25 protein-coding genes and 1 riboswitch are annotated in these 23,898 nt (G+C 64.7%); of the genes, 19 read left to right on the forward strand and 6 right to left on the reverse strand.

Translation table 11 applies throughout. The annotated features are described in order from the left end of the window. Positions 1-6 precede the first annotated feature (6 nt). Both G7044_RS18240 and G7044_RS11490 read left to right on the forward strand, forming a co-directional pair. The gene (locus G7044_RS18240) at positions 7-1,497 is read left to right on the forward strand and encodes a cytochrome c1 (protein WP_166329024.1); all 1,491 of its coding nucleotides are present in this window, start codon (positions 7-9) and stop codon (positions 1,495-1,497) included. Between the two features lie 98 nt (positions 1,498-1,595). Next, positions 1,596-2,480, forward strand: coding sequence for a ribokinase (locus tag G7044_RS11490; RefSeq protein ID WP_166329026.1), 885 nt, complete (start codon positions 1,596-1,598; stop codon positions 2,478-2,480). A gap of 77 nt (positions 2,481-2,557) precedes the next feature. Here the strand turns inward: G7044_RS11490 and G7044_RS11495 are convergent, their stop codons facing one another. Further along, complete coding sequence (locus tag G7044_RS11495) at positions 2,558-2,809, reverse strand: hypothetical protein (protein WP_166329028.1); 252 nt, start codon at positions 2,807-2,809, stop codon at positions 2,558-2,560. Positions 2,810-3,057: 248 nt separating this feature from the next. Here G7044_RS11495 and G7044_RS11500 point away from each other — a divergent pair, with 248 nt between their 5' ends. From G7044_RS11500 to G7044_RS11515, 4 genes are all read left to right on the forward strand, one after another. After that, positions 3,058-3,708, forward strand: coding sequence for a TetR/AcrR family transcriptional regulator (locus G7044_RS11500; protein WP_166329029.1), 651 nt, complete (start codon positions 3,058-3,060; stop codon positions 3,706-3,708). Between the two features lie 154 nt (positions 3,709-3,862). Continuing rightward, positions 3,863-4,204 carry an I78 family peptidase inhibitor gene (locus tag G7044_RS11505; protein WP_166329030.1) on the forward strand — a complete coding sequence of 114 codons (342 nt, stop codon included), beginning with the start codon at positions 3,863-3,865 and terminating at the stop codon, positions 4,202-4,204. Beyond that, positions 4,201-4,488 carry a hypothetical protein gene (locus tag G7044_RS11510; protein ID WP_166329031.1) on the forward strand — a complete coding sequence of 96 codons (288 nt, stop codon included), beginning with the start codon at positions 4,201-4,203 and terminating at the stop codon, positions 4,486-4,488. Before G7044_RS11505 ends, G7044_RS11510 begins: the two co-directional genes overlap by 4 nt. 80 nt (positions 4,489-4,568) lie before the next feature. Next, positions 4,569-4,913 (forward strand): DUF2794 domain-containing protein, encoded by a 345-nt coding sequence (locus G7044_RS11515; RefSeq protein ID WP_166329032.1) that lies wholly within the window; start codon positions 4,569-4,571, stop codon positions 4,911-4,913. Here G7044_RS11515 and G7044_RS11520 read toward each other — a convergent pair. Genes G7044_RS11520 through G7044_RS11530 form a run of 3 tightly spaced genes read right to left on the reverse strand, consistent with a single transcriptional unit; the run spans position 4,901 to position 8,095 of the window. Continuing rightward, a complete protein-coding gene (locus G7044_RS11520; protein WP_166329033.1) occupies positions 4,901-5,593 on the reverse strand; it encodes a thiamine ABC transporter ATP-binding protein in 693 nt (230 codons plus the stop codon). The two genes, G7044_RS11515 and G7044_RS11520, sit on opposite strands and share 13 nt — an antisense overlap. Then, entirely contained in the window at positions 5,580-7,130 is a 1,551-nt protein-coding gene (locus tag G7044_RS11525; RefSeq protein WP_166329034.1) for a thiamine/thiamine pyrophosphate ABC transporter permease ThiP, read from the reverse strand. Before G7044_RS11525 ends, G7044_RS11520 begins: the two co-directional genes overlap by 14 nt. After that, positions 7,106-8,095, reverse strand: a complete 990-nt coding sequence (locus G7044_RS11530; RefSeq protein WP_166329035.1) for a thiamine ABC transporter substrate-binding protein — start codon at positions 8,093-8,095, stop codon at positions 7,106-7,108. Before G7044_RS11530 ends, G7044_RS11525 begins: the two co-directional genes overlap by 25 nt. A gap of 33 nt (positions 8,096-8,128) precedes the next feature. Next, positions 8,129-8,225, reverse strand: a riboswitch (TPP riboswitch). A gap of 115 nt (positions 8,226-8,340) precedes the next feature. Between G7044_RS11530 and aroC the strand changes: the two genes are divergently transcribed. From aroC to phoB, 7 genes are all read left to right on the forward strand, one after another. Continuing rightward, a complete protein-coding gene (aroC, locus tag G7044_RS11535) occupies positions 8,341-9,441 on the forward strand; it encodes a chorismate synthase (protein ID WP_166329036.1) in 1,101 nt (366 codons plus the stop codon). Positions 9,442-9,650: 209 nt separating this feature from the next. After that, on the forward strand, positions 9,651-10,682 hold the full coding sequence (locus G7044_RS11540; protein ID WP_166329037.1) for a substrate-binding domain-containing protein: 1,032 nt from the start codon (positions 9,651-9,653) through the stop codon (positions 10,680-10,682). Positions 10,683-10,740: 58 nt separating this feature from the next. Further along, the gene (gene pstC / locus G7044_RS11545; RefSeq protein ID WP_166329038.1) at positions 10,741-11,925 is read left to right on the forward strand and encodes a phosphate ABC transporter permease subunit PstC; all 1,185 of its coding nucleotides are present in this window, start codon (positions 10,741-10,743) and stop codon (positions 11,923-11,925) included. Next, the gene (pstA, locus tag G7044_RS11550; RefSeq protein WP_166329039.1) at positions 11,922-13,280 is read left to right on the forward strand and encodes a phosphate ABC transporter permease PstA; all 1,359 of its coding nucleotides are present in this window, start codon (positions 11,922-11,924) and stop codon (positions 13,278-13,280) included. Before pstC ends, pstA begins: the two co-directional genes overlap by 4 nt. A 22-nt stretch (positions 13,281-13,302) precedes the next feature. Further along, a complete protein-coding gene (gene pstB, locus G7044_RS11555; protein ID WP_166329089.1) occupies positions 13,303-14,100 on the forward strand; it encodes a phosphate ABC transporter ATP-binding protein PstB in 798 nt (265 codons plus the stop codon). A 21-nt stretch (positions 14,101-14,121) separates the two neighbouring features. Next, the gene (gene phoU, locus G7044_RS11560) at positions 14,122-14,853 is read left to right on the forward strand and encodes a phosphate signaling complex protein PhoU (RefSeq protein ID WP_166329040.1); all 732 of its coding nucleotides are present in this window, start codon (positions 14,122-14,124) and stop codon (positions 14,851-14,853) included. 4 nt (positions 14,854-14,857) lie between these two features. After that, positions 14,858-15,550 (forward strand): phosphate regulon transcriptional regulator PhoB, encoded by a 693-nt coding sequence (gene phoB, locus G7044_RS11565; RefSeq protein WP_166329041.1) that lies wholly within the window; start codon positions 14,858-14,860, stop codon positions 15,548-15,550. Between the two features lie 9 nt (positions 15,551-15,559). On the opposite strand, the gene fzlA is transcribed toward phoB, so the two are convergent. Beyond that, positions 15,560-16,279 (reverse strand): FtsZ-binding protein FzlA, encoded by a 720-nt coding sequence (gene fzlA / locus G7044_RS11570; RefSeq protein ID WP_166329042.1) that lies wholly within the window; start codon positions 16,277-16,279, stop codon positions 15,560-15,562. Between the two features lie 128 nt (positions 16,280-16,407). Between fzlA and argC the strand changes: the two genes are divergently transcribed. From argC to G7044_RS11595, 5 genes are read left to right on the forward strand one after another with little or no spacing between them, the layout of a single operon-like run. Beyond that, a complete protein-coding gene (gene argC, locus G7044_RS11575) occupies positions 16,408-17,325 on the forward strand; it encodes an N-acetyl-gamma-glutamyl-phosphate reductase (protein ID WP_166329043.1) in 918 nt (305 codons plus the stop codon). Continuing rightward, on the forward strand, positions 17,322-18,851 hold the full coding sequence (gpmI, locus tag G7044_RS11580; protein WP_166329044.1) for a 2,3-bisphosphoglycerate-independent phosphoglycerate mutase: 1,530 nt from the start codon (positions 17,322-17,324) through the stop codon (positions 18,849-18,851). Before argC ends, gpmI begins: the two co-directional genes overlap by 4 nt. Further along, on the forward strand, positions 18,848-20,053 hold the full coding sequence (locus tag G7044_RS11585) for a murein hydrolase activator EnvC family protein (protein ID WP_235931264.1): 1,206 nt from the start codon (positions 18,848-18,850) through the stop codon (positions 20,051-20,053). Before gpmI ends, G7044_RS11585 begins: the two co-directional genes overlap by 4 nt. Further along, on the forward strand, positions 20,050-21,543 hold the full coding sequence (locus G7044_RS11590; protein ID WP_166329045.1) for a S41 family peptidase: 1,494 nt from the start codon (positions 20,050-20,052) through the stop codon (positions 21,541-21,543). Before G7044_RS11585 ends, G7044_RS11590 begins: the two co-directional genes overlap by 4 nt. Continuing rightward, positions 21,540-22,037, forward strand: coding sequence for an RNA pyrophosphohydrolase (locus G7044_RS11595; RefSeq protein WP_166329046.1), 498 nt, complete (start codon positions 21,540-21,542; stop codon positions 22,035-22,037). The genes G7044_RS11590 and G7044_RS11595 overlap by 4 nt, the downstream gene beginning before the upstream one ends. A gap of 45 nt (positions 22,038-22,082) precedes the next feature. Here the strand turns inward: G7044_RS11595 and G7044_RS11600 are convergent, their stop codons facing one another. Further along, on the reverse strand, positions 22,083-22,913 hold the full coding sequence (locus G7044_RS11600) for an LOG family protein (protein ID WP_166329047.1): 831 nt from the start codon (positions 22,911-22,913) through the stop codon (positions 22,083-22,085). Positions 22,914-23,008: 95 nt separating this feature from the next. On the opposite strand from G7044_RS11600, the gene dapD reads away from it, so the two are divergent. Then, positions 23,009-23,833: a 2,3,4,5-tetrahydropyridine-2,6-dicarboxylate N-succinyltransferase gene (gene dapD / locus G7044_RS11605; RefSeq protein WP_166329048.1), complete on the forward strand. Its 825-nt coding sequence runs from the start codon at positions 23,009-23,011 to the stop codon at positions 23,831-23,833. Positions 23,834-23,898 lie beyond the last annotated feature (65 nt).

Below are 23,898 nucleotides of genomic sequence, written 5' to 3' on the forward strand. Positions count from 1 at the left end.
GCAAGCATGACCCTGAGAACCAAGACCCTCACGGCCGTCGCCGCGCTGACCCTTGGCGCAGCGGCTTGGGCACAGGACGCCACGGTGACCGTGCCGGTCCCGGAAACCGCGACCCCGGCAGAAGCTGCCGAAGCGGTTGCCGATGCCGCCAATGAAGCTGCCGCTGCGGTGGGTGAAGCCGCTGGTGACGCTGCCGCTGCTGCTGCCGATAGCGCAGCCGCCGCAGCAACCGAAGCCGCCGAGGCAGTGACCGAGGAAGCGCCGGCCGCAGAGGCCCCCGCACCCGAGGCAGCGCCTGCTGCCGAAGCACCTGCGGAAGCGCCAGCCGCAGAGGCACCTGCGGAAGCGCCAGCCGCTGAAGCGGAGCCTGCTGCTGAAGCACCGGCCGAAGCAGCTACCGAAGCTCCGGCTGCCGATGCCGCACCTGCCGAAACGCCGGAAGCCGAGGCAGAGGCAGAAACTGCCCCCGCCGACGCCCCTGCGGCCGAGGAGACAGCTGCGGAAGAAGCCACCGACCCCGCCGTGGCTGCCGAGCAGACCGCCAGCGACGCAGAATTGTCGGAAGAAGCCGCAACCAGTCCCGAGGCCACCGAAGCCGTCGAGGCTGACGAGGCAGAGGCTGACGCCGAAACCACGCCCGAAGAAGCCGCTGCCGAGGAAGACCTTGGTGAAGCCGCTGCCATGGAAGGCGAGGCCGAGGTTGCCGAGGGCGCTGAGCCCGAAGCGGAAGCCGCCGCCGAGGAACATGCCGAGGCTGAAGGTGGCGATGCCGGTCATGCCGAAACGCACATCACCGACGTTGCCTTCTCCTTCGAAGGTCCGTTCGGCAAGTTCGATCAGTTCCAGCTTCAGCGTGGCCTTCAGGTTTATACCGAGGTCTGCGCGGCCTGCCACGGCATGAAGCAGGTTCCGCTGCGCACCCTTGCTGACGAGGGCGGCCCGCATCTGCCTGAAGATCAGGTTCGGGCCTATGCTGGCGCGATGGATATTACCGATCCGGAAACCGGCGAGGACCGTCCGCGCATCCCGACCGACCATTTCCCCACCGTAAGCGGCGAGGGCATGGGGCCGGACCTGTCGCTGATGGCGAAAGCGCGCTCGGGTTTCCACGGGCCTTATGGCACCGGGATCAGCCAGCTGTTCAACGGCATCGGCGGGCCGGAATACATCTATTCCGTCCTGACCGGCTATGATGGCGAAGAAAGGGAACAGGCCGGCACGGTCCTGTATCACAACACCGCCTTTGCCGGGAACTGGATCAGCATGCCGTCGCCGCTGTCGGACGATCTGGTGACCTATGAGGACGGCACCCCTGCGACCGTCGACCAGATGGCCAAGGACGTGACCGCCTTCCTGATGTGGACGGCAGAGCCGCACATGATGGCCCGCAAGAAGGTCGGCTTCGTGTCGGTGATCTTCCTGATCGTTCTCGCCTCGCTGCTGTATCTGACCAACAAGCGTCTGTGGGCGCCGATCAAGTATGGCAAGGACGCCTGAGACCGCGTCAACTGGAACTCGAACGCGCCCTTTGGGGCGCGTTTTCTTTTGCGATATCTTAACCTTCACCGGTGCATGCTGCGAATCGGAGGCTTGCGATGACCATCTATAATCTCGGCTCGATCAACGTGGACCATGTCTATCGCCTGCATCATATGCCGCAGCCGGGAGAGACGATGGCCTCGCGCGATTATGCGCAGGGGTTGGGCGGCAAGGGCGCGAATCAGTCAGTGGCAGCCGCCCGGGCGGGGGCGCAGGTGGTTCATATCGGGGCTATCTCGGCGCAGGGTGAGGATTGGGTGCTGGACCGTCTGGCCGAATATGGCGTCGATATCACCCATATTGCGCGGCTGCCGCATGTTGCTTCGGGCCATGCGATCATCCTGCTGGATGCCGGGGGCGAAAACGCGATCATCCTGCATCCCGGTGCCAATGGCCGGCTGGAGGCCGGATCAGTCGAACGTGCGCTGGAAGGCATCGGGCCGGACGATACGCTGCTGCTGCAGAATGAGACCAATCTTCAGGTCGAGGCCGCGCGTATCGCCCGTGCCGCCGGGGCGCGTGTGATCTATTCCTGCGCGCCCTTCGATATCGATGCCGCGCGCGAGGTGCTGCCGCATGTGACGCTTCTGGCGTTGAATGAGGTCGAAGCCGCGCAGCTTACTGCGGCCTCACCCGCCGGCATTCAGGTGCCGGCAATGCTGGTGACCTTGGGCGCCGACGGTGCGGAGTATCGGGATCTCGCCGCTGGCACAGTCGCGCGCCAGCCTGCCTTTCCTGTCGAAGTGGTGGACACGACGGGCGCCGGCGACTGCTTCGCCGGCTATCTGGCCGCGGGGCTGGACATGGGCCGTGATCTGCCCGAGGCGATGCGCCACGCGGCCGCCGCGGCCGCGATCAAGGTGACGCGCGCCGGCGCCGGTGACGCCATCCCCGAGGCGGCGGAGGTGCTGGATTTCCTCGCCACCCACCGCCGGGACTGAAAAAGGTACCTCTCTGTCGCGAGTTGCGGTCGTGGCTGCCGGCCGCAAGAGGGGCGCAATGAAGGCAGGCATTTCCGTCAAAGGAACCGGCCCAAGGAGCTGCTTCTGATCTGGGTCGGGGCCTTGCTGCAAATGTCCTGCCGATTGCGCAGCAGCATATCGGACGGCAGATCAGCATAGCGCTGCGCAAGCCTTCGATTATGGTCTTTCTGGTCGCTTTTGCGCGGACCGTTCCGGGGACGATGAGCTTGGCAAGGGAGCGCGTCCAGATCGACGGCATCGGTCATTCCGATGTCTGACGCCTTCGCTTTGGCGGTCTGAATGGGCACGGACGTTTCATCACGACTGTCCTGCCTGCGCGTGCGTGCCGATCAATAGCACCTGTGAAAACAGGAGGTGCCGGCTCACGCGATTGGGGTTGCGCACGCGCTTTGCATCGCTATTGCCTAATCCGTTGGCAGCGCCCCCCGACTGCGGCGGAAAATCGCGACGCATTTGAACAAAATTCGTCGGGCCTTGTGGACGTTATGCCGGCTGGACTAGAGTCAAGTTATAGATGCCATTGTAGGCAAGTGATATGTTTAACGAGGATAGGCTCATCACCAAGGGCCGTAAATTTGATCAGGTGCTGGAAGGCGCCCGCCGTGTGTTCATGCAGCACGGTTATGAGGGGGCAAGCGTCGACGATATCGCGCGCGAGGCCTGCGTATCGAAAGCAACGCTGTACAGCTATTTCCCAGACAAGCAGCTGATGTTTGTCGCGGTTTTCCGCGATGAGCTGGAACGTGAAAAAGTCGGGCGCGACGCACTGGTCGGGGCAGATCTGCCGATCAACGAGGTGCTGCGCTTTACCGGCCACATGATTGCCAACCACATGGTGTCGGAATTCGGATCGCGCACGCTGCGGCTGGCCATCGCCGAAGCAACGCGCTTTCCCGACCTCGCCGCCGAGTATTACGAGATCGGACCCCGCGCCGTTCGTCGTGCGCTCGAACGGCGTTTTCATGGTTGGCAGAGCGACGGCATGCTGCGGCAGGACATTGTCGATCTGAACCTGGCCGCCGACAGTTTCGTGCAGCTTTGCGCGGTGCGGGTGCGCGACCAGGTCATGCTGATGGGGCGAGATCAGGTCGATGACGGGGCGATCCGTCGGACGGTCGAAAACGCGATCACGGTGTTCCTGCGCGCCTTCGGCACGCCTGCGGCGCTGCGGCTTCTTGATGATTAGGGCGCTTTGCCTGTGACCCTGCTGCCCCGGCAACGGCGTGGCGATGCAGGGCGGGCTTAACACCGGGCTGCTGGACGCGTATAGGTTGCGCAAGGCCTCGGCATGTCCGGGGCTTGATGCAGGATCGTTTGAACATCAGGGACAGATGAACAGAATGACGAAGACGCCCCGTATTTTCGCCTCGCTTGCTGCCGTGGCCATGCTGGCCGGTTGTGTTGGCGGTGGCACTGCCGACGTGCCGGTGCAACCCGCCGGGATCGAGCCGCTGCCGACCATGGCCGATGACGGCCTGGCCGAGCGCAAGCCGGATCTGTGCAAGGCCAGCACCTACGCCAATTACGTCGGCCAGCCGGGCGCGGTCATCCCGACGCTGGGCATCACCAAGGACTATCGCGTGGTCGAGTTCCGCGGCATCGAACCGCAGGAATATGACCCCAACCGCATCGTCTTCCGCCTGGACGGGGCCGGCCTGATTTCCGGCGTAGATTGCGGATGAGGCTGCCGCATGTTGCAGCCGCGCTGGCGCTAGGGCTGCTGGCCGCCTGCACCCAACCGGAACTGGCGCCGAGCCCTTCGGCCCCGGGTCCTTCGGATGCCTGTGGTGCCTCGAAACTGCAGGCACTGGTTGGCAAGCCGCTGGGCGCGCTTGACGTGAAGACGCTGCCCAGTGTGCCGCGCCAGATCGGTCCCGACATGGCGGTAACCGACGATTACCAACCGGATCGGCTGAACGTCGAATATGACGCTAAGAACATCGTCACCAAGGTGTCCTGCTTCTGAATGGGGCGGGGCCACGCCGGCCCCGCCGCTTATTTGCATTTGGCATTGATTGCTGCCTTGCACGGTGTCACCATTCCGTCATGCAAAGCCCCTCGCAGCCGTTCGTTCCGCAGCCAGACCGAGTCGCCTTTGACCGGGTCGAGCTTGGATCCATCCTTTCGGTCTACGGGCGTATGGTTGCCGCTGGTGAGTGGCGCGATTACGCGATGGCCTTTCTCAGCGATGTTGCGGTGTTTTCGATCTTTCGCCATGCGGCCGAGACGCCGATCTATCGCGTGGAAAAACGGCCAAAGCTGCGGCAGGCGCAGGGGCTGTATGCGGTGATTGCGATGGATGGGCGGATCCTGAAGCGCGGGCATGACCTGGCGCAGGTGCTGCGGGTCTTTGACCGCAAGCTGATCCGCGCCGTCGATCAGCCGAGATAGGCGCGCAGCCCCTCGGGCGGGTGATCCAGCAGCGGGCCGGTTGGTTCAGGCGGATGGGCCACGCCGTCCATCACAACCACGGTTTCAGGCGCGAACAGCCGGGCGTCGTCGGGGTCATGGGTGACCATCAGCACCGTCGCGCCGTTGCGGTCGGCGATGCGCCCAAGCAGCGCCAGCATTTCCGCCTTTAGCGCCGGGCCGAGGGCGGCGAAAGCTTCGTCGAGCAGCAGGATCGGTTGGGCGCGCAGGGCCACACGTGCCAGGGCAACGCGGCTTTGCTGGCCGCCCGACAGCTGCGCCGGGCGGCGCGTGGCCATGTCCCGCAGGCCGACCTGACTCAGCGCCTCGGCCACGGCGGCGTTCTGGTCTTGCGATAGCCTCAGGTCGGCGCGCAGTCCGAGGCCGACATTCTGCGCCACGCTCAGATGCGGAAACAGGTTCTGGTCCTGAAACAGGATCGAGACCGGCCGCGCCCCCGGCGCCACGCCGGCAAGGTCCTGCCCCTGCCAGGTGATCCGCCCAGAACGGAGCGGCACGAAACCCGCGACCATCCCCAGAAGCGTCGACTTGCCCGACCCCGACGGGCCGATCACCGCCAGCCGAGCGCCAGCCGGTAGGGTGAAATCGGCGACAAGCGCGAAGTCGCCCAAGCGTGCCTCGGGCTTTTCAAAGCTGAGCATGCAGCCGGCCTCCCTTGTCGAACGCCCAGAACAGCGCAAAGCTGATTGCCATCAGAACCACTGCACAGGCCGCGGCGTCGTCCAGACGGTAGCTGTTCATCAATTGGTAAAGCAGAAGCGGCAGGGTCGGGTTCCGGCTGTCGGCGAACAGCGTGATGACGCCCAGATCGCCCATTGCCAACGCCGCCGAAAGACCGCCGGCGAAACCCAATGGACGGGCCAGTCGGGGCAGGGTCAGCAGGCGCAGCCGCGCCAGCCCGTCCATCCCCAGCGAATCCGCCAGCCGTCCGTAATCTGCCCGCAAGGCGCGTGCGGCGGGGATGAGGATGCGCAGCGCGAATGGAAGGGCCATCACCGCATTGATCGCGACCGTGACCGGCAAAGCCATCTGCTGGGCCGAGGCGACGCCGCGCAGCATCAGAAATAAGCCAGTCCCCAGCACCAGCGGCGAAGCGACGATGGGCAGCATGCCTGCCGCCTCGACCCAGCGCTGCCCACTTGCGACCGCCAAAGCCAGCATCAGCGCGATGCCAAGCGCCAGCGCGGCAGAGATCAGCGCCATCACCACGGATCGCGCCGCCGCCGTCCAGACGGCATCGGGCAGTCCGACGATATTCGGCAGGCCCTGCAGGATGACATGCGCCAGCGGCGTCAGCAAAAAGGCCGCAGCAAGGGCGATAACAAGCACATCGGCCCCGCGCCGCCAGCCGGGCGGGGCGGGCAGGGCGATATCGCGGTCAAGCCCGGCGCCAAAGCCTGCCGGCACCGTCACCCGCGTCGACAGGCCCAGTGCCAGCAGGCACAACCCGACCTGGATCAGCCCCAGCGTCGCGGCCTTGCCCATGTCGAAATCAAAGCGGAAGGCCTGATAGATCGCCAGCTCGATCGTGGTGGCGCTGGGGCCGCCGCCAAGCGTCAGCGCGACGGCAAAGCTGGTCAGGCAGACCAGAAACACCGCCAGCCAGGCGCCGGGAAGAACCTCGCGCAGCATCGGGCGTTCCAGGTGGCGGCCCATATCGGCGGCGGAAAAGCCCAGCGATTGGGCCAGCCGGAACCTCTCGGCCGGGATGGCCTGCCAGCCGTGCAGGATCATCCGCACCGCCAGCGGCAGGTTGAAGAAGACATGGGCAAGGATCACCCCCTGCCAGCCGAAGATGCTGACCCGGTCGACGCCCAGCAGCGCCAGCGTGTCATTGACCAGCCCATTGCGGCCAAAGACCGCGACCAGCCCCATGATCGCCACGATCACCGGCAGGATGAAGGGCGCACCCAACAAGGTGATCAGCAGCCCACGCCCGGCAAAGCGCCGCCGCGCCAACGCCCGCGCCACTGGCACCGCCAGCACCGCCGACAGGGTCGCCGACAGGGCTGCCTGCCAGATGGTAAAGCGCAGTGCGGCCCAGTCCCACGGACCCAGTGCCGACAGTCCGCCGGCATAGGCGGCGACCACTGCCAGCGTGCCCAGCACCAGCAGGATCAGCCCGGCCCCGACCCATGTGCCGGGCGAGCGTGCTATTGTGCGAAGACGCTCAGCCATTCTTCCAGCGCGGGCTTGCGCATTTCCTCGGCCTCGGTTTCCGACAGGAAGATGGTGCGTTCGGGGCGGTCAAGTGCTGCGAAATAGGCCGGAAGCTGGTTGCGCGGCAGTTTCGAGGGATAGGACCAGTTCGCCTCGGCGATCATGCCCTGAAAGTCGGGCGACAGAACGTAGTCCATGAATTTCGCAGCCAGTTCGGGCTGGTCAGAGGAGGCCAGCTTTGCGGCCAGTTCGGCCATGAAGTAATGGCCTTCGGGGAAGATGGCGGCGCGCTTGGTGGTGTCCTGCTCGGCCCCGATGTGATAGGCGGGCGAGGTGGTGAAGCTCAGCACCATGTCCACCTCTCCCTCGGTGAACATGCCATAGGCTTCCGACCAGCCCGGCGTTACCGTCAGAACCTTCGGGCGCAGCTTCTGCCAGGCCTCGACCGCCTTGTCGCCGTAAACCGACTTGACCCAAAGCAGCATCGACAGCCCAGAGATCGAGCTGCGCGGATCCTGAATGGCGATCTTCAGATCGTCAGGGGCGTCCAGCAGGTCCTGAAAGGTCGAGGGCGGGTTCGCCAGCCGGGTCGCGTCATAGATGAAGGCCGTTTCCGACCAGTTGAAGGGCAGAAAGGTGTCATCGGTCCAGGTCACCGGCAAGGTCAGGCCGTTCAGGTCCTGGCCATGGGGCGCGAACAGGCCCGATTCGCGCGCGCGCAGCGTGGTATCGGTGTTCAGCCCGATCACCACGTCTGCTTCTGTCCGGTCGCCTTCCAGCATGATGCGGGGCAGCACGTCGCCGGTCACCATCACCAGATCGCAACCGCAAATCTTTTCGAAGCCCGCTTCGATCTTGGGGCCGGGCCCCCATTCGGTGGCGAAATAGTCGGGTGCGTAAAGGGTGAGTTCGGGGCCTGCGGCCATGGCGGCGTTGGTTGCCGGCATGGTAACGGCCAGCAGGGCTAGGGCGGCAAATCGCATCGCTTCCTCCTTCGTCAGTAGGGCTTCGGAAAGAAGGGGCAGCGAAACCTTCCCTCCGCCGGGGTTAGCCGGATCAGGTTCTACGGGTCCGCAAACGCGTCTCAGCCGGACGGCCCCCCGAGGCGAGCCAAGCATGGGCAAACCCGCGCGCGCGCGCAAGGGCGATCTTCGTGCGGTGACGGCGCCGCCTGCGCCTTGCCGCAGCGGGCGCGGGCCGCTAACGAAGGGGGCAAAGGAGATCCGTGATGAGCCTGAACAGCTTTGGCCATGTTTTCCGCGTCACCACTTGGGGCGAAAGCCACGGGCCGGCGCTTGGCGCTGTCGTCGACGGCTGTCCTCCGGGCGTGCCCCTGACCGAGGAATGGATCCAGCCCTTCATGGATCGCCGCCGGCCCGGCACGTCGAAAAACACCACTCAGCGGCAAGAGGCCGACCGGGTCCGCATCATGTCGGGCGTGTTCGAGGGGCGGACGACCGGCACGCCGATCATGCTGATGATCGAAAATACCGACCAGCGGTCCAAGGATTACGGCGACATCGCGCAGGCATTCCGGCCGGGCCATGCCGACATCACCTATCAGCAGAAATACGGCATTCGCGATTATCGCGGCGGCGGGCGTTCCAGCGCGCGCGAAACCGCCGCGCGGGTCGCAGCGGGCGCGGTGGCGCAGGCGGTGCTGGGCGAATTGGCGCCGGGGTTGCAGATCCTCAGCTATATGGTCCAGATGGGTGAGATGCGGCTGGACCCGGCCCGCTTCGACGAGGCCGCCATTGCCCGGAACCCGTTCTTCCTGCCCGACGCCAGCGCCGCGCAGGCATGGGAGGATTACCTGACCGGCATCCGCAAGGCGCAGAACAGTGTCGGCGCCGCGGTCGAGGTGCTGATCCGCGGCTGCCCGCCCGGCCTTGGCGCGCCGGTTTACGGCAAGCTCGACACCGAACTGGCCGCCGCGATGATGTCGATCAACGCCGTGAAGGGCGTCGAGATCGGCGAGGGGATGCAGGCCGCCGCGCTGACCGGCACCGAAAACGCCGACGAGATCCGCATGGGACCGAACGGCCCCGAATATCAGTCGAACCATGCCGGCGGGATACTGGGCGGGATTTCGACCGGACAGGACATCGTGGTGCGTTTCTCGGTCAAGCCGACCAGTTCGATCCTGACGCCGCGCCGGACCATCAATGCCAAGGGCGAGGAGATCGACCTGATCACCAAGGGCCGCCACGATCCTTGTGTCGGCATCCGCGCCGTGCCCGTGGCCGAAGCGATGGCGGCCTGCGTGATCCTGGACCAGTTGATGCTGGACCGGGCCCAGACCGGCGGTCAGCGAGGGCGGATCGGCTAGGCGATTCGCAGGTCGCGTTACAATTCAGCAGAACCCAGCGGGCCGCCAATGTGCGGCCCGTTGTGATTTTCTGCGCGGTTTCAACCGGATGCCCTGCCTGTGGGCTTGTCACGAAATTGTCACAAACCCGTCGCATAAGCTTCGTATTCCCGGCCTAGGGAATGCGCAGGCCAATTCGTGCCACCCTAAAAGCGTTCAGGAGTGATCCTATGAAATCCGTCAAGCTTGCCGTTTCGGCCATTGCCATCATCGCCGCCAGCGCCTCGGTCGCCTCGGCCCGCGATCAGGTTCAGGTGTCCGGCTCGTCGACCGTTCTGCCCTATGCGACCATCGTCGCTGAAGCCTTCGCCGAAAACACCGACTTTGCCGCGCCTGTCGTAGAAGGCGGCGGTTCCTCGGCCGGGCTGAAGCAGTTCTGCGAAGGCGTGGGCGAAAACACCATCGACGTCGCCAATGCCAGCCGCAAGATCAAGGATGCCGAGATCGAGACCTGCAAGGCCAACGGCGTCGCCAATATCGTCGAGGTCCAGTTCGGCTATGACGGCATCGTCTTCGCCTCGGACGCAGCCGGCGCCGATTTCGTGCTGACCCCGAAAGACGTGTTCCTGGCGCTTGCCAAGGATGTGGCCACGGATGGCGCGGTTTCCGCCAACGCCGCCACCAAGTGGTCTGACGTGAACCCCGAGCTGCCCGATCAGGACATCCTGGTCTTCGTGCCCGGCACCAAGCACGGCACCCGCGAAGTGTTCGAGGAAAAAGTCCTGATCGCCGGCTGCGAAGAAGCGGGCGCGATGGAAGCCTTTGCCGCCGCCAATGGCGGTGACGAAGATGCCGCTGAAGACGCCTGCAAGGCGCTGCGCACCGATGGCAAATCGGTCGATATCGACGGCGACTATACCGAGACCCTGGCCCGCATCGACAGCAACAAGAACGGCGTCGGCGTGTTCGGTCTGTCCTTCTATGAAAACAACACCGACAAGCTGAAAGTCGCGACCATCAATGGCGTGACACCTTCGGTCGACAGTGTGGCTTCGGGCGAATACCCGGTTTCGCGCCCGCTGTATTTCTACGTCAAGAAGGACCACATCGGCGTCATCCCGGGCCTGAAGGAATATGCCGAGTTCTTCGTCTCGGATGAGATCGCAGGCACCGATGGCCCGCTGGCCGCTTACGGCCTGGTCCCGGATCCGCAGCTGGCCGACGTCCAGAAGAACGTCGCCGACGAAGCCGTGATGCAGTAACACAGCAGGCCGGGCGGCGTATCTGCCGCCCGGTCCGCCCGTCCTTCGGGGGGAAGTCATGCCCGTCATGTGGATTGTCCTGATCGTGCTGATGCTGGCGACGGCCGGCTTCGTGCTGGCCCAACGCCGCGCCCTTGCCTCGGCTGAGGGGGATGCCCGGCGGCTGCATTCGCGGCCCGCTTATTACGGCTGGAATGCGGCGCTGAGTGCGCTGTTGCCCGGGCTGCTGGTCCTGGGGCTGTGGCGGATGGCGATGCCGCCTTCGGCCGTGATGGCCGCGGCCGCGCTGATCGCCGCGCTGGCAGGCGTGGCCGTGGCGCTGCGCAGCACCAATGCCGATTTCCGCGCCCGCAACCGGGTCGAGCAGGTCGTGCGCGGGCTGCTGATCGTCTGCGCCTCGGTCGCCATTGCCACCACGATCGGCATCATCCTGTCGCTGGTCTTCGAATCGGCGCAGTTCTTCCGCATCTATCCCTGGCAGGATTTCCTGTTCGGCACCGAATGGACGCCCAGCTTTGGCGGCGGGTCCGAACTGGGGATGCTGCCGCTGCTGTGGGGAACGTTGTATATCTCGCTCATCGCGCTGCTGGTGGCGGTGCCGATCGGGCTGTTCGCCGCAATCTACATGTCCGAATATGCCAGCCCGCGCGTCCGCGCCTGGGTAAAGCCCGCCATCGAGATCCTGGCCGGTATCCCCACCATCGTTTACGGCCTGTTCGCGCTGGTGACGGTCGGGCCCTTGCTGCGCGACTGGATCGCCCAGCCGGCTGGACTGGGTGACAGCGGGTCGTCGGTGATGACGGCGGGGATCGTCATGGGGATCATGTTGATCCCCTTCGTCAGCTCGCTGTCGGATGACATCATCAACGCCGTGCCGCAAAGCCTGCGCGACGGCAGCCTGGGCCTTGGGTCCACCCCGTCGGAAACCATCCGCAACGTGGTTCTGCCTGCCGCCCTGCCGGGGATCGTCGGCGCCATCCTTCTGGCTGCGTCCCGGGCCATTGGCGAGACGATGATCGTGGTGCTGGGCGCCGGCGCCATGGCCAAGATCAGCGGCAACCCGTTCGAGGCGATGACCACGATCACCGTCAAGATCGTCGGCCAGCTGACCGGCGACAATGATTTCGCCAGCCCTGAAACGCTGGTTGCCTTCGCGCTTGGTCTGACGCTGTTCGTCATCACCTTGGCGCTGAACATCTTCGCGCTTTACATCGTGCGCAAGTATCGGGAGCAGTACGAATGACCGACACCACCCCCGATCTGGTCCCCGCACCGGCCACGCCCGCGCAGAATTCGCTGCTGGTCGCCGATGCCCGCACCCGCCGCCGCAACGCCGCCGAGACCCGCTTTCGCGCTTATGGCATCATCGCCATCGGTCTGGCCATCGCGGCGCTGGTTTGGCTGCTCAGCACCATCATCGCCGATGGGGCCGGTGCCTTCCGGCAGACCTATGCGACCATCCCGGTCACGCTCGACGCCGCTGTCGTCGATCCCAAGGGCAACCGCGACCCGGAGGAGATGAAGAAAGTCCTGACGCTCAGCTATGACAAGTTGCTGATCACGGGGATGCAGGACTATCTGGCGCAGGAAGGCATTCAGATTGCCGGGCTAAGCGATCAGGATGTGAAGGGCTTTCTGTCGGATCAGGCCAAGGCCAACCTGCGCGATGCGGTGCTGGCCGATCCCGCGCTGGTGGGCGAGGTGGTGACCGTGCCGGCGCTGACTTCCTCGCGCATCGACGGATATTTCAAGGGTCGCGTCACCGCCGAGCAGGCCGCGCGCGACAGCAAGACCAGCCCAGAGCAGCTTCAGCTGGCGGACGCGCTGCATGCGAACGGTGCGCTGGAAACCCGCTTTAACAGCGATTTCATCACCAATGCCGATGCCTCGGAAACCCGGCCAGAGGCAGCAGGTCTGGGCGTGGCGATCCTCGGTTCGGCCTATATGATGCTGATCGTGCTGGTGCTGGCCCTGCCGATCGGGGTCGCGGCCTCGATCTACCTGGAGGAGTTCGCGCCGAAGAACCGCCTCACCGACCTGATCGAGGTGAATATCGCCAACCTGGCCGCCGTGCCGTCCATCGTCTACGGCATCCTTGGGCTGGCCGCCTTCATCAACTTCATGGGGCTGCCGCGTTCTGCACCCATCGTTGGCGGGTTGGTGCTGACCCTGATGACACTGCCGACGATCATTATCGCCACCCGTGCCGCGCTGAAGGCGGTGCCGCCGTCGATCCGCGACGCCGCCCTTGGGGTGGGTGCCAGCCGTATGCAGACGGTCTTTCACCATGTGCTGCCGCTGGCCATGCCCGGCATCCTGACCGGCACAATCATCGGTCTGGCCCATGCGCTTGGCGAAACCGCGCCGCTGCTGCTGATCGGCATGGTGGCTTTCGTGCAGGATTATCCCGACGCCCCGCCCGCCGGGCTTATGGACCCCACCTCGGCGCTGCCGGTGCAGATCTACAACTGGACCCGCCGCGCCGATCCGGCCTTCTTCGAACGGGCCGCAGGTGCGATCATCGTGCTGCTGGTCTTCCTTCTCATCATGAACCTGGCCGCCATCTGGCTGCGCCGCCGGTTCGAACGTCGCTGGTAACAAGGGGGCAAGGGTGAAAAACATGAATGTCATGGCGAATCTGGAGCGTAAATTGGCACAGGATGACATCAAGATCTCGGCCCGTGAGGTGCAGGTCTTCTATGGTGAAAAGCACGCCATCAAGGACGTGAATGTCGATATCCTCGACAAGACCGTCACCGCCTTCATCGGGCCGTCCGGCTGCGGAAAATCGACCTTCCTGCGCTGCATCAACCGCATGAACGACACCATCGACGCCGCCCGCGTCGAGGGGAAGATCGTCCTTGATGGCGAGGATATCTATGACAAGCGCGTCGACCCGGTGCAGCTGCGCGCCAAGGTCGGGATGGTGTTCCAGAAGCCGAACCCTTTCCCGAAGTCGATCTATGACAACGTCTCCTACGGGCCGCGCATTCATGGCCTTGCCCGCTCGCGCAGTGAACTGGACGAGATCGTCGAAAAATCGTTGCGCGGTGCCGCCCTGTGGAACGAGGTCAAGGACCGGCTGCACGAAGCCGGGACCGGCCTTTCGGGCGGTCAGCAGCAGCGCCTGTGCATCGCGCGTGCCGTGGCCACCCAGCCCGAGGTGCTGCTGATGGACGAGCCCTGTTCGGCGCTTGACCCCATCGCGACCAGTCAGGTCGAGGAATTGATCGACCAGCTCCGGCAGGATTTCTCGGTCGTGATCGTGACGCATTCGATGCAACAGGCGGCACGCGTCAGCCAGAAAACGGCGTTCTTCCACCTTGGCAACCTTGTCGAATATGGTGCGACGGACGACATCTTCACCAATCCGCAAGATCCGCGGACGGAAAGCTATATCTCGGGCCGGATCGGCTGAGGACGACAAGAGGAGCGAGACGTGAGCAGTGAACAAAGACATATCGCATCGGCCTTCGACCGCGATCTGGAAACCATTCAGGCGCTGGTGGTGCGCATGGGCGGCATGGTCGAACGGGCCATCGCCGATGCCGCGACCGCGCTGGAAAAGCTGGACGAAGATCTGGCCGAAGACGTGCGCCGCCGCGACAAGGAAATCGACGCGCTGGATGCGCAGGTGAACGAAGAAGCCGCCCGCCTGATCGCCCTGCGCGCACCGACCGCAACCGATCTGCGGCTGGTGCTGACCGTCATCAAGATCTCCGCCTCGTTGGAGCGGGTGGGGGATTACGCCAAGAACATGGCCAAGCGCAGTCATGTGCTGGCGACGCTGCCGTCGATCGACGGGGCCGGCATGGCGCTGCGGCGGATGTCGCATACCGTGGACCGGATGCTGAAAGACGCGCTCGACAGCTATATCCAGCGCGATGCCGTGCTGGCCAATGACGTGCGCGACCGCGATCTGGAAGTGGACCAGATGTATAACGCGCTGTTCCGCGAATTCCTGACCTATATGATGGAAGACCCGCGCAACATCACGCCTTGCATGCATCTGCATTTCATCGCCAAGAACGTCGAACGCATGGGCGATCACGCCACCTCGATCGCGGAACAGGTGATCTATCTGGTCACCGGCGAGATGCCCGAAGAGGCGCGCCCCAAACGCGACGGCGTGGTGCATGCGCCCGAACTGCTGAACGAAGCCGAGGAATGAGCATATGGCCCGCCGCCAAACCCCCTGCGTGCTGATCGTCGAAGATGAAGGCGCACAGCGCGAAGTGCTGAAATACAACCTCGAAGCCGAGGGTTTCGAGGTGGTCATGGCCGAAAACGGCGACGAGGCCCTGTTGCTGGTGGCCGAGGAAGACCCCGACCTGATCGTGCTGGACTGGATGCTGCCCAATGTCTCTGGGATCGAGATCTGCCGCCGCATCAAGGCCGATCCGGGCACCCGCCAGATCCCCATCGTGATGCTGTCGGCGCGTGGCGACGAGGTCGACCGCGTGCGCGGGCTGGAAACCGGGGCTGACGATTATGTGGTAAAGCCCTATTCGGTGGTCGAGTTGATGGCGCGGCTGCGCACGCAGCTGCGCCGGACCCGGCCCGCGACCATGGGCGAACGGCTCAGCTTTGCGGACATCATCCTTGATTCCGGCGAACATCGGGTGTTCCGGGGTGGGCAGGCGCTGCATCTCGGCCCGACCGAGTTCCGGCTGCTGTCGACGCTGATGGAAAAGCCCGGTCGGGTCTGGACGCGTGAACAGTTGCTGGACCGGGTCTGGGGGCGCGACATCTATGTCGATACCCGCACCATCGACGTCCATGTCGGGCGGCTGCGCAAGGCGCTGATGAGCCATGGCGGCGACAATCCGGTGCGGACGGTGCGCGGTACGGGCTATGCGCTCGGCTAAGGCCGGTAATCAGAAATCCAGCTGGGCGTAATGCGGTGCCGGGTGAAGCCCCGGCACCTGATCGGCCAGCACGCTGCGAAAGGCCGGGCGGGACTTGATCGTGGCGTACCATTGGCGCACCAGATCCGAACGGTCCCAGTCCACGTCCGAGATATAATCCAGGCAGGAAAAATGTGCGGCGGCGGCGAAATCGGCGATGCTCAGCGTCGGGCCAGCCAGCCAGCGGCGCTCTTCCAACAGGCTGTGCATATAGTCGATATGGGCTTTGACCGCAGCCAGCCCCGACTTGACCACGCGTGAATCGGGATAGCCGGTCTTCTGGACCTTCTTCCACACACGCTCGGTCAGGACGGGCCGAGTCACCTCGGCGTTGAATTTGTCGTCGAACCAGGCGCACAACCGGCGCACCTCGTACCGGCCGGCAGCGCTGTCGGGCATCAGGGGCGGGGTCGGGACGGTTTCGTCCAGATATTCGCAGATCGCCTGGCTTTCGGCCAACAGCATGCCGTCATGGCGCAGCACCGGGATCTTGCCCGCCGGATTGCGGCGGAACAGTTCGGGGCCCTGTTCCCAGTAACGTTCCTCGGCCAGTTCGACCTCGATCCGCTTTTCGGCCAGCACCAGCCGGACCTTGCGCGAAAACGGCGACAAGGGCGTGTGATACAGCCGCGAGGGCTGGCCAGCGGCGCGGCTGGTGACGGGGGCGGACGGGGCATATGGGTCGGTCATGGCCAAGGTGATACGCGATCGGGCGGGTCGGTTTCAACTGTGCGCGATCCGCTTCGGCCGCGTCCCGCCTGCATTGCCCCCGGCGGGGCGGGGCGTTATGTCATAGGCGCAGGCAGGAAAGGGCAAGGATGGCATATAAGGTCTTCATCGACGGCGAGGCCGGTACGACCGGCTTGCAGATCCGTGACCGCCTTGCGGGGCGCGACGATATCCGGCTGATCCAGATCGATCCCGATCTGCGCAAGGATGCCGATGCCCGCCGCGCCTGCTTTGCCGAAGCCGATGTTGCGATCCTGTGCCTGCCTGACGCGGCAGCGAAGGAAGCGGTGGCGCTGTCGGCTGATCTGCCGGTGCGGATCATCGACGCCTCAACCGCGCATCGGGTCGATCCCGAATGGGTTTACGGCTTTGCCGAACTGACGCCGGCGGCGCGCGGCCGGATCGCCTCGGCGCGGCTGGTCAGCAATCCGGGCTGCTATGCGACCGGCGCCATCGCCATGATCCGCCCGCTGCTGGCGGCGGGGCTGATCGCGCCGGACGATGCTTTGGCGATCAATGCCGTCTCGGGCTATACCGGCGGCGGCAATGCGCTGATCGCCGAATATGAAAACGGGACAGCGCCGGATTTCTTCCTTTATGCGCTGGCGCAAAGCCACAAGCACATCCCCGAGATCATGGGCATGACCGGCCTGCAGGTGCAGCCGGTCTTTGCGCCCTCGGTCGGGAATTTCGCGCAGGGCATGGCGGTGTCGCTGCCGCTGTATCTGGGCGATGATCTGACGCTGTCGAACCTGCACGGGGCGCTGGCGCAGCACTATGCCGGGGCCGAATTCGTCCGCGTCCGCGAGGCCGAAGAAATCGGCGCCCGCGTCGACCCGCAGGCGCTGAACGGCACCAACATGATGGAGATCTCGGTCCATGGCGACGACGCGGCGGATTGCGCGGTCGTCGTGGCGGTGCTGGACAATCTGGGCAAGGGCGCGTCTGGTGCGGCGGTCCAGAACCTGAACATCATGCTGGGCATCGACGAAGGGGCAGGACTATGAGCGGCAAGAAACCGGTTGTTCTGTGCATTCTGGACGGTTGGGGGATTTCCGACCGGCCCGAACAAAGCGCGCCGGATCAGGCGAATACGCCCACGATGGACCGGCTGCTGGCGACTTGCCCGCATTCGACGTTGATAACCTATGGCCCCGATGTGGGGCTGCCGAAGGGCCAGATGGGAAATTCCGAGGTCGGTCACACCAATATCGGCGCCGGCCGCGTGGTGGCGATGGATCTGGGGCAGATCGACCTGGCCATCGAAGACGGCAGCTATTACGCGAATACCGGGCTTGGCGATTTCATTGAAAAGCTGAAGGCGACCGGCGGCACCGCGCATCTGATGGGCGTGGTGTCGGATGGCGGCGTGCATGGGCACATCCAGCATGTCCTCGCCTCGGCCCGTGCTGTCGCTGAAAAGGGTGTGCCGGTGGTGATCCACGCGATCACCGACGGGCGCGACGTGCCACCGAAATCAGCCATGGGCTTCATGACCGAACTGCAGGGCAGCCTGCCCGATGGCGTGCGGATCGGCACCGTGATCGGGCGCTATTTCGCGATGGATCGAGACAATCGCTGGGACCGGGTGGGCCGCGCTTATGCCGCGATGGTGGCCGGACAGGCAGAGTTCAGCGCGCCAGATGCGGCGCATGCGGTCGAAGCGGCCTATGCCCGAGATGAGACGGATGAATTCATCCAGCCGACGCTTGTCGCGGATTATGCGGGCGCGAAGGATGGCGACGGCTTTTTCTGCCTGAACTTCCGCGCCGATCGCGCGCGCGAAATCCTGTCGGCTATCGGCCAGCCCGATTTCAACGCCTTCGACACTGGTGTGCGCCCGAAATGGGCGGCTTTGCTGGGGATGGTCGATTATTCCGCCACGCATGACACCTTCATGACTGCCGCCTATCCCAAGCGGCAGGTCGAGAATACCCTGGGCGCATGGGTGGCGAAGCAGGGGCTCAGCCAGTTCCATTTGGCCGAGACCGAGAAATATCCGCATGTCACCTTCTTCCTGAACGGCGGCAAGGAAGCACCCGAACCGGGCGAGGACCGGCATATGCCCGCCAGCCCCAAGGTCGCGACCTATGATCTGCAGCCCGAAATGGCCGCGGATGAGGTCGGCGATTGGTTCGTGCGGGCGATCGAGGAAGGCTATGACCTGATCGTGGTCAATTTCGCCAATCCCGACATGGTCGGCCATACCGGCAGCCTGCCGGCGGCGGTGCTGGCCTGCGAGGCCGTGGACCGCAATCTGGGCCGGGCAATGGATGCCTTGGCGAAGGCGGGCGGCGCGGCGGTCATCATCGCCGATCATGGCAATTGCGAAACCATGATCGACCCGGCGACGGGCGGGCCGCATACCGCCCATACCACCAACCCGGTACCGGTCATCGTGGTCGGCGATCCCGCAGCCGACGCCTTGCGGCCCGGCGGACGTCTGGCCGATGTGGCGCCCACGGTGCTGGATCTGATGGGGCTGGAACTGCCCCCCGAAATGACCGGCCGGAGCCTGATCGAGCGCGCATGAAACGATTTCTGCCTTTCGCGCTGATCGCCGCGCTGGCGCTGCCCGCCGGTGCCAGCAATGCCCAGTCCGGGGGCGGCGACGACCCCGGCGAAGATGCCGCCCGTGCGGCCTTCCAGCTGCGCGAGGCGACTGGCCGGCTGGAAGACGCATTGACCAAGGACGATCAGGTCACCGCGCTGACAGACATGATCCACGCCTATGAAACGGGGCTGACGGCCATGCGCGCAGGGCTGCGTCAGGCCGGCATCCGCGAACAGGAAATCCGCACCGAATGGGAGGCGCGCCGGGCCGATCTGTCGAAGATCATCGGGGTGATGACAGCGATGGAGCGCTCGCCCGAGACGCTGATGCTGCTGCACCCGGCGGGGCCAGAGGCCACGGCGCGGTCGGGCATGATCATGTCCAGCGTCGTGCCCGGCCTGCGCGAGGAGGCCGACCGGCTGAAGGCGGGGCTCGACAACATCGCAGAGGTGCGCGTGCTGCAAGAGGACGCGGCCAATACCCTCGCCGAAGGCTTGGGCCGCGTGCAGGAAGCGCGGCGGCTGCTGGCCAGTGCCGCCAACGACCGCTCGACCATGCCCAAGCGCTTTGCCGACAACCCCGAGGAGTTGCAGGCACTGGAAAAATCGGCGGCAACGCTTGACGGCTTTGCCGAAGGCATTGCTGACATGGAATCCGATGTCGGCCCGCCACTGGCCGATTTCGAAGGCGCGCAGGGCTCGCTGTCGCTGCCGGTCATGGGGCAGGTGCTGCGCCGCTATCAGGAAGCCGACGCGGCCGGGATCGAACGCCCGGGACTGGTCATTGCCACACCACCCGCAGCGCTGGTGACGACGCCATGGCCCGCGACGATCCGTTACCGGGGGCCGCTGCTGGATTACGGCAATGTGATGATCCTCGAACCGTCGAAGGATTATCTGTTGGTTCTGGCCGGCATGGCGCAGGTCTTCGGCGAGGTCGGCGACGTGCTGGCCGCCGGCGAACCCGTTGGTCTCATGGGCGGAACAGAGCCGCCGGCGCAGGAATTTGGCATTGATTTCGTGGTCAATGCCGCGACCGGGAAAGGTGCCGACCGCACGGAAACGCTGTATCTCGAACTGCGCCGGGACAAGCAAACGCTAGACCCGGCCGAGTGGTTCGTGCTCAATCACATTGTCGACCAAACGCAGAAGCAGGCTGAAGGACAGGCGGACACGCAATGAAGAACTATCTGATCGCGGGCATCGGCGGCACTCTGGCCGGTCTTTTGCTGACCACGCAGCTTGCCGGGCCGATCCTGGCGCAGGACGCTTCCAGCAATGCGGACGTGTACGAACAGCTGGACCTGTTCGGAAATGTCTTTGAACAGGTGCGCGGCCAATATGTCGAGGAAACCGACGCCAAGAAACTGATCGAGGCGGCCATCAACGGCATGCTGCAATCGCTGGACCCGCATTCCTCGTTCCTGCCGGCCGACGATTACGAGGACATGCAGACCCAGACCCGCGGCAGCTTCGGCGGCTTGGGGATCGAGGTCGGGCAGGAAGACGGTCTGGTCAAGGTCATCTCGCCCATGGATGACACCCCCGCTGCGGAAGCAGGCGTGAAGGCCGGCGATTTCATCACCCATGTCAACAGCGAGCCGCTTATGGGGCTGACGCTGGATCAGTCGGTCGACCTGATGCGCGGCGAGATCGGGTCCGAAGTCACCATCACCATCCTGCGCGAGGGCGAACAGGAGCCCTTCGATCTGAAGATGATCCGCGACACCATCAAGCTGACCGCCGTGAAGGGCCGGACCGAGGGCCACGTCGTGGTGCTGCGCGTTGCCACCTTCAACGACGAAACCATGTCCTCGCTGGAAGCCGATCTGAAAATGGCCGTCGACGAGATCGGCGGCATCGACAAGGTGACCGGCTTCGTCATCGACCTGCGCAACAACCCCGGCGGGCTGCTGGATCAGGCAATCTACGTGTCGGACGCGTTCCTGGACAAGGGCGAGATCGTCTCGACCCGCGGCCGCACGCCCGAAGAAAGCGAACGCTGGAACGCCACGCCGGGCGATCTGGCCGAAGGCAAGCCGGTTGTGGTGCTGATCAACCGCGGCTCTGCCAGCGCGTCCGAGATCGTGACCGGGGCGCTTCAGGACCATCGCCGCGCCATCGTCGTGGGCGAAAAGTCCTTCGGCAAGGGCTCGGTCCAGACGGTGCTGCCGGTGACCTCGGACAGCGCCATGCGGCTGACCACGGCACGCTATTACACCCCCTCGGGCCGGTCGATTCAGGCGCTGGGGATCAATCCCGACATCATCGTCGCTCAGCCCCGTCCCAAGCCCGAAGAGGAGGACGAGGACCAGCCGCGCACCGAATCCAGCTTCTCGACCTCCGAGGCTGAACTGCGGGGCGCACTGAACAATGACAGCTATTCCGACGAGGAAAAGCGTCAGCTGGAAGAAGAAGCCGCCGAGGTCGAGGCGACCGCCAAGCTGCGCGAGGAGGATTATCAGATGGCCTATGCCATCGACATCCTGAAAGGCCTTTCGGCGGTGGATTTCCGCGCCGATGCGGTACCTGAATCCGCCAAACCCGCCACCACCGGCGAGGATTCCGGCACCGAGGGCACCCCCGCCACCGACGCGCCGGAAATGGAAGATGACGGCGGCGCACCAGGCGAAGGTGCCGCCGAGGCCCCCGCGACCGAAGGCACGCAATGACCGAGGGCGGCGAACGGTTGGGGCCGGGGGGGCTTCCCTACCGGCCCGGCGCGGGTGTGGTGCTGGTCAATGACGACGGGCTGATCTGGGCCGGGCTGCGCATCGACAGCACGGTCGAGGCCTGGCAGATGCCGCAGGGCGGGATCGACCCCGGCGAGGATCCGCTGGAGGCCGCGATCCGCGAGCTGGGCGAGGAAACCGGCCTGCCCTCGACTGCGGTCGAGGTCGTCGCCGAGACCGCCGACTGGGCCTATTACGACCTGCCGGGCGAATTGGTCGGCAAGATCTGGAAGGGCAAGTTCGGTGGGCAGCGGCAGAAATGGGTGCTGATGCGCTTTACCGGCCAGGACGACCAGATCGACATCGCAACCGAGCATCCCGAATTCGCCAGATGGGCGTGGATGCGCGCCGATGATCTGTTGGCTGCCATCGTGCCCTTCAAGCGGTCGCTCTACGAAGACATCTTCAAAGAGTTTCGTGACCATCTGGCATGAAAAAAGGGCGGCCAAGTGCCGCCCTTACGCATTGAAGGTATGACGCTAGTCGCAGGCGTCTGGGTCATAGGCGTCGATGATCGCCACCGCCTCGGCTGCGGTATCGACATATTCGAACAGATTCAGGTCCTCGGCGCTGATGGTGCCAGCTTCGGCAAGCGCCTTCCAGTCCAGAACGCTGTCCCAGAAATCGCGCCCGAACAACAGGATCGGCACGCGTTTCATACGCCCGGTCTGGATCAGGGTCAGGGTTTCGAACATCTCGTCAAGCGTGCCGAAGCCGCCCGGGAAGATGGTGATGGCGCGGGCGCGCAGCAGGAAATGCATCTTGCGAATGGCAAAATAATGGAAGTTGAAGGACAGGTCCGGCGTCACATATTCGTTCGGCGCCTGTTCATGGGGCAGAACGATCCCCAGCCCGATCGACTGACCGCCCGCATCATGGGCGCCCTTGTTGCCAGCCTCCATCACGCCCGGCCCGCCGCCGGTGCAGATGACGAATTCGCGCCCGTAAGTTTGCTGGCTGCGCTCGGTCATGAGTCTGGCGAACTCATAGGCCTCATCATAATATTTCGACAATTCGGCCATCACCGGCGTGCGCGCCCGGTCCTTGTGCTCGGGCGCGGGGATGCGCGCACCGCCGAACATCACAACGGTCGATTCGATGCCGCGTTCGTCCATGATCATCTGCGGCTTCAGAAGTTCCAGTTGCAGGCGGATCGCCCGCATTTCCTCACGCAGCAGGAAATCCATATCGGCAAAGGCCAGCTTATAGGCCGGGTTCCGGGTCTGCGGCGTGTCCGGTGTCTGCTGCGCCGACTGTGCATCTTCGCGGCTATGCGGGAAGGGATGGGCGCGGGCTTCGTCTTCGGTCATATCGGCCTCTGGATAGGGACGGGCGCATTGCGCCAGCTTCTTCCCCCGCTTATAGCCCAAAGCAAGCAGTTTCCACCCTGACCGAGGAGAGCCCCATGTCCAATGCCGCGCTAGAGACCGCCATCGAAGCCGCCTGGGATGCCCGCGACACCATCACCCCCACCAGCAAGGGTGAAGCCCGCGAGGCGATCGAGGCGACGCTGGAGGCGCTCGACAAGGGCGCGCTGCGCGTGGCCGAAAAGCGCGGCGCCGACTGGCACGTGAACCAATGGGCAAAAAAGGCGGTGCTGCTCGGCTTCCGCCTGCGCGACATGGAAGAAATGTCGGGCGGTCCGCAGGGTTCGAACTGGTGGGACAAGGTCGACAGCAAGTTCAAGGACTGGGGCGATAACCAGTGGCGCGAAGCCGGCTTTCGTGCCGTGCCCGGCGCCATCGTCCGCCACTCGGCCTATATCGCCAAGGGGGCGGTGCTGATGCCGTCCTTCGTGAACCTCGGCGCGCATGTGGGCGAGGGCACCATGGTCGATACCTGGGCGACGGTGGGGTCCTGCGCCCAGATCGGCAAGAATGTCCACCTGTCCGGGGGCGTCGGCATCGGCGGCGTGCTGGAACCCCTGCAGGCCGGCCCGACCATCATCGAGGACAATTGCTTCATTGGCGCCCGCTCCGAGGTGGTCGAGGGCTGCATCGTCCGTGAAGGCTCGGTTCTTGGTATGGGCGTCTTCATCGGCCAGTCAACCAAGATCGTTGACCGCGAGACCGGCGAGGTCAGCTATGGTGAGGTCCCGGCCGGTTCGGTCGTCGTCGCCGGTTCGATGCCGTCGAAGAACGGGATCAACCTTTACTGCGCGGTGATCGTGAAGCGCGTCGATGAAAAGACCCGCTCCAAAACCTCGATCAACGAGCTTCTGCGCGACTGAGGGCAGGGGGCTGCCTGCCCCCGTCCTTCGGACACCCCAGGGGATATTTACGCCAGAATGAAGGC

This window comes from Paracoccus xiamenensis (assembly GCF_011308835.1).
GTDB classification, from domain to species: Bacteria; Pseudomonadota; Alphaproteobacteria; order Rhodobacterales; family Rhodobacteraceae; genus Paracoccus; species Paracoccus xiamenensis.

Bases quoted from the DNA above. Each gene is read 5' to 3' on its own strand.
- G7044_RS18240 (WP_166329024.1), top strand. From the start codon at position 7: ATGACCCTGAGAACCAAGACCCTCACGGCCGTCGCCGCGCTGACCCTT.
- G7044_RS11490 (WP_166329026.1), top strand. From the start codon at position 1,596: ATGACCATCTATAATCTCGGCTCGATCAACGTGGACCATGTCTATCGC.
- G7044_RS11500 (WP_166329029.1), top strand. From the start codon at position 3,058: ATGTTTAACGAGGATAGGCTCATCACCAAGGGCCGTAAATTTGATCAG.
- G7044_RS11505 (WP_166329030.1), top strand. From the start codon at position 3,863: ATGACGAAGACGCCCCGTATTTTCGCCTCGCTTGCTGCCGTGGCCATG.
- G7044_RS11510 (WP_166329031.1), top strand. From the start codon at position 4,201: ATGAGGCTGCCGCATGTTGCAGCCGCGCTGGCGCTAGGGCTGCTGGCC.
- G7044_RS11515 (WP_166329032.1), top strand. From the start codon at position 4,569: ATGCAAAGCCCCTCGCAGCCGTTCGTTCCGCAGCCAGACCGAGTCGCC.
- G7044_RS11520 (WP_166329033.1), bottom strand. From the start codon at position 5,593: ATGCTCAGCTTTGAAAAGCCCGAGGCACGCTTGGGCGACTTCGCGCTT.
- G7044_RS11525 (WP_166329034.1), bottom strand. From the start codon at position 7,130: ATGGCTGAGCGTCTTCGCACAATAGCACGCTCGCCCGGCACATGGGTC.
- G7044_RS11530 (WP_166329035.1), bottom strand. From the start codon at position 8,095: ATGCGATTTGCCGCCCTAGCCCTGCTGGCCGTTACCATGCCGGCAACC.
- aroC (WP_166329036.1), top strand. From the start codon at position 8,341: ATGAGCCTGAACAGCTTTGGCCATGTTTTCCGCGTCACCACTTGGGGC.
- G7044_RS11540 (WP_166329037.1), top strand. From the start codon at position 9,651: ATGAAATCCGTCAAGCTTGCCGTTTCGGCCATTGCCATCATCGCCGCC.
- pstC (WP_166329038.1), top strand. From the start codon at position 10,741: ATGCCCGTCATGTGGATTGTCCTGATCGTGCTGATGCTGGCGACGGCC.
- pstA (WP_166329039.1), top strand. From the start codon at position 11,922: ATGACCGACACCACCCCCGATCTGGTCCCCGCACCGGCCACGCCCGCG.
- pstB (WP_166329089.1), top strand. From the start codon at position 13,303: ATGAATGTCATGGCGAATCTGGAGCGTAAATTGGCACAGGATGACATC.
- phoB (WP_166329041.1), top strand. From the start codon at position 14,858: ATGGCCCGCCGCCAAACCCCCTGCGTGCTGATCGTCGAAGATGAAGGC.
- fzlA (WP_166329042.1), bottom strand. From the start codon at position 16,279: ATGACCGACCCATATGCCCCGTCCGCCCCCGTCACCAGCCGCGCCGCT.
- argC (WP_166329043.1), top strand. From the start codon at position 16,408: ATGGCATATAAGGTCTTCATCGACGGCGAGGCCGGTACGACCGGCTTG.
- gpmI (WP_166329044.1), top strand. From the start codon at position 17,322: ATGAGCGGCAAGAAACCGGTTGTTCTGTGCATTCTGGACGGTTGGGGG.
- G7044_RS11585 (WP_235931264.1), top strand. From the start codon at position 18,848: ATGAAACGATTTCTGCCTTTCGCGCTGATCGCCGCGCTGGCGCTGCCC.
- G7044_RS11590 (WP_166329045.1), top strand. From the start codon at position 20,050: ATGAAGAACTATCTGATCGCGGGCATCGGCGGCACTCTGGCCGGTCTT.
- G7044_RS11595 (WP_166329046.1), top strand. From the start codon at position 21,540: ATGACCGAGGGCGGCGAACGGTTGGGGCCGGGGGGGCTTCCCTACCGG.
- G7044_RS11600 (WP_166329047.1), bottom strand. From the start codon at position 22,913: ATGACCGAAGACGAAGCCCGCGCCCATCCCTTCCCGCATAGCCGCGAA.
- dapD (WP_166329048.1), top strand. From the start codon at position 23,009: ATGTCCAATGCCGCGCTAGAGACCGCCATCGAAGCCGCCTGGGATGCC.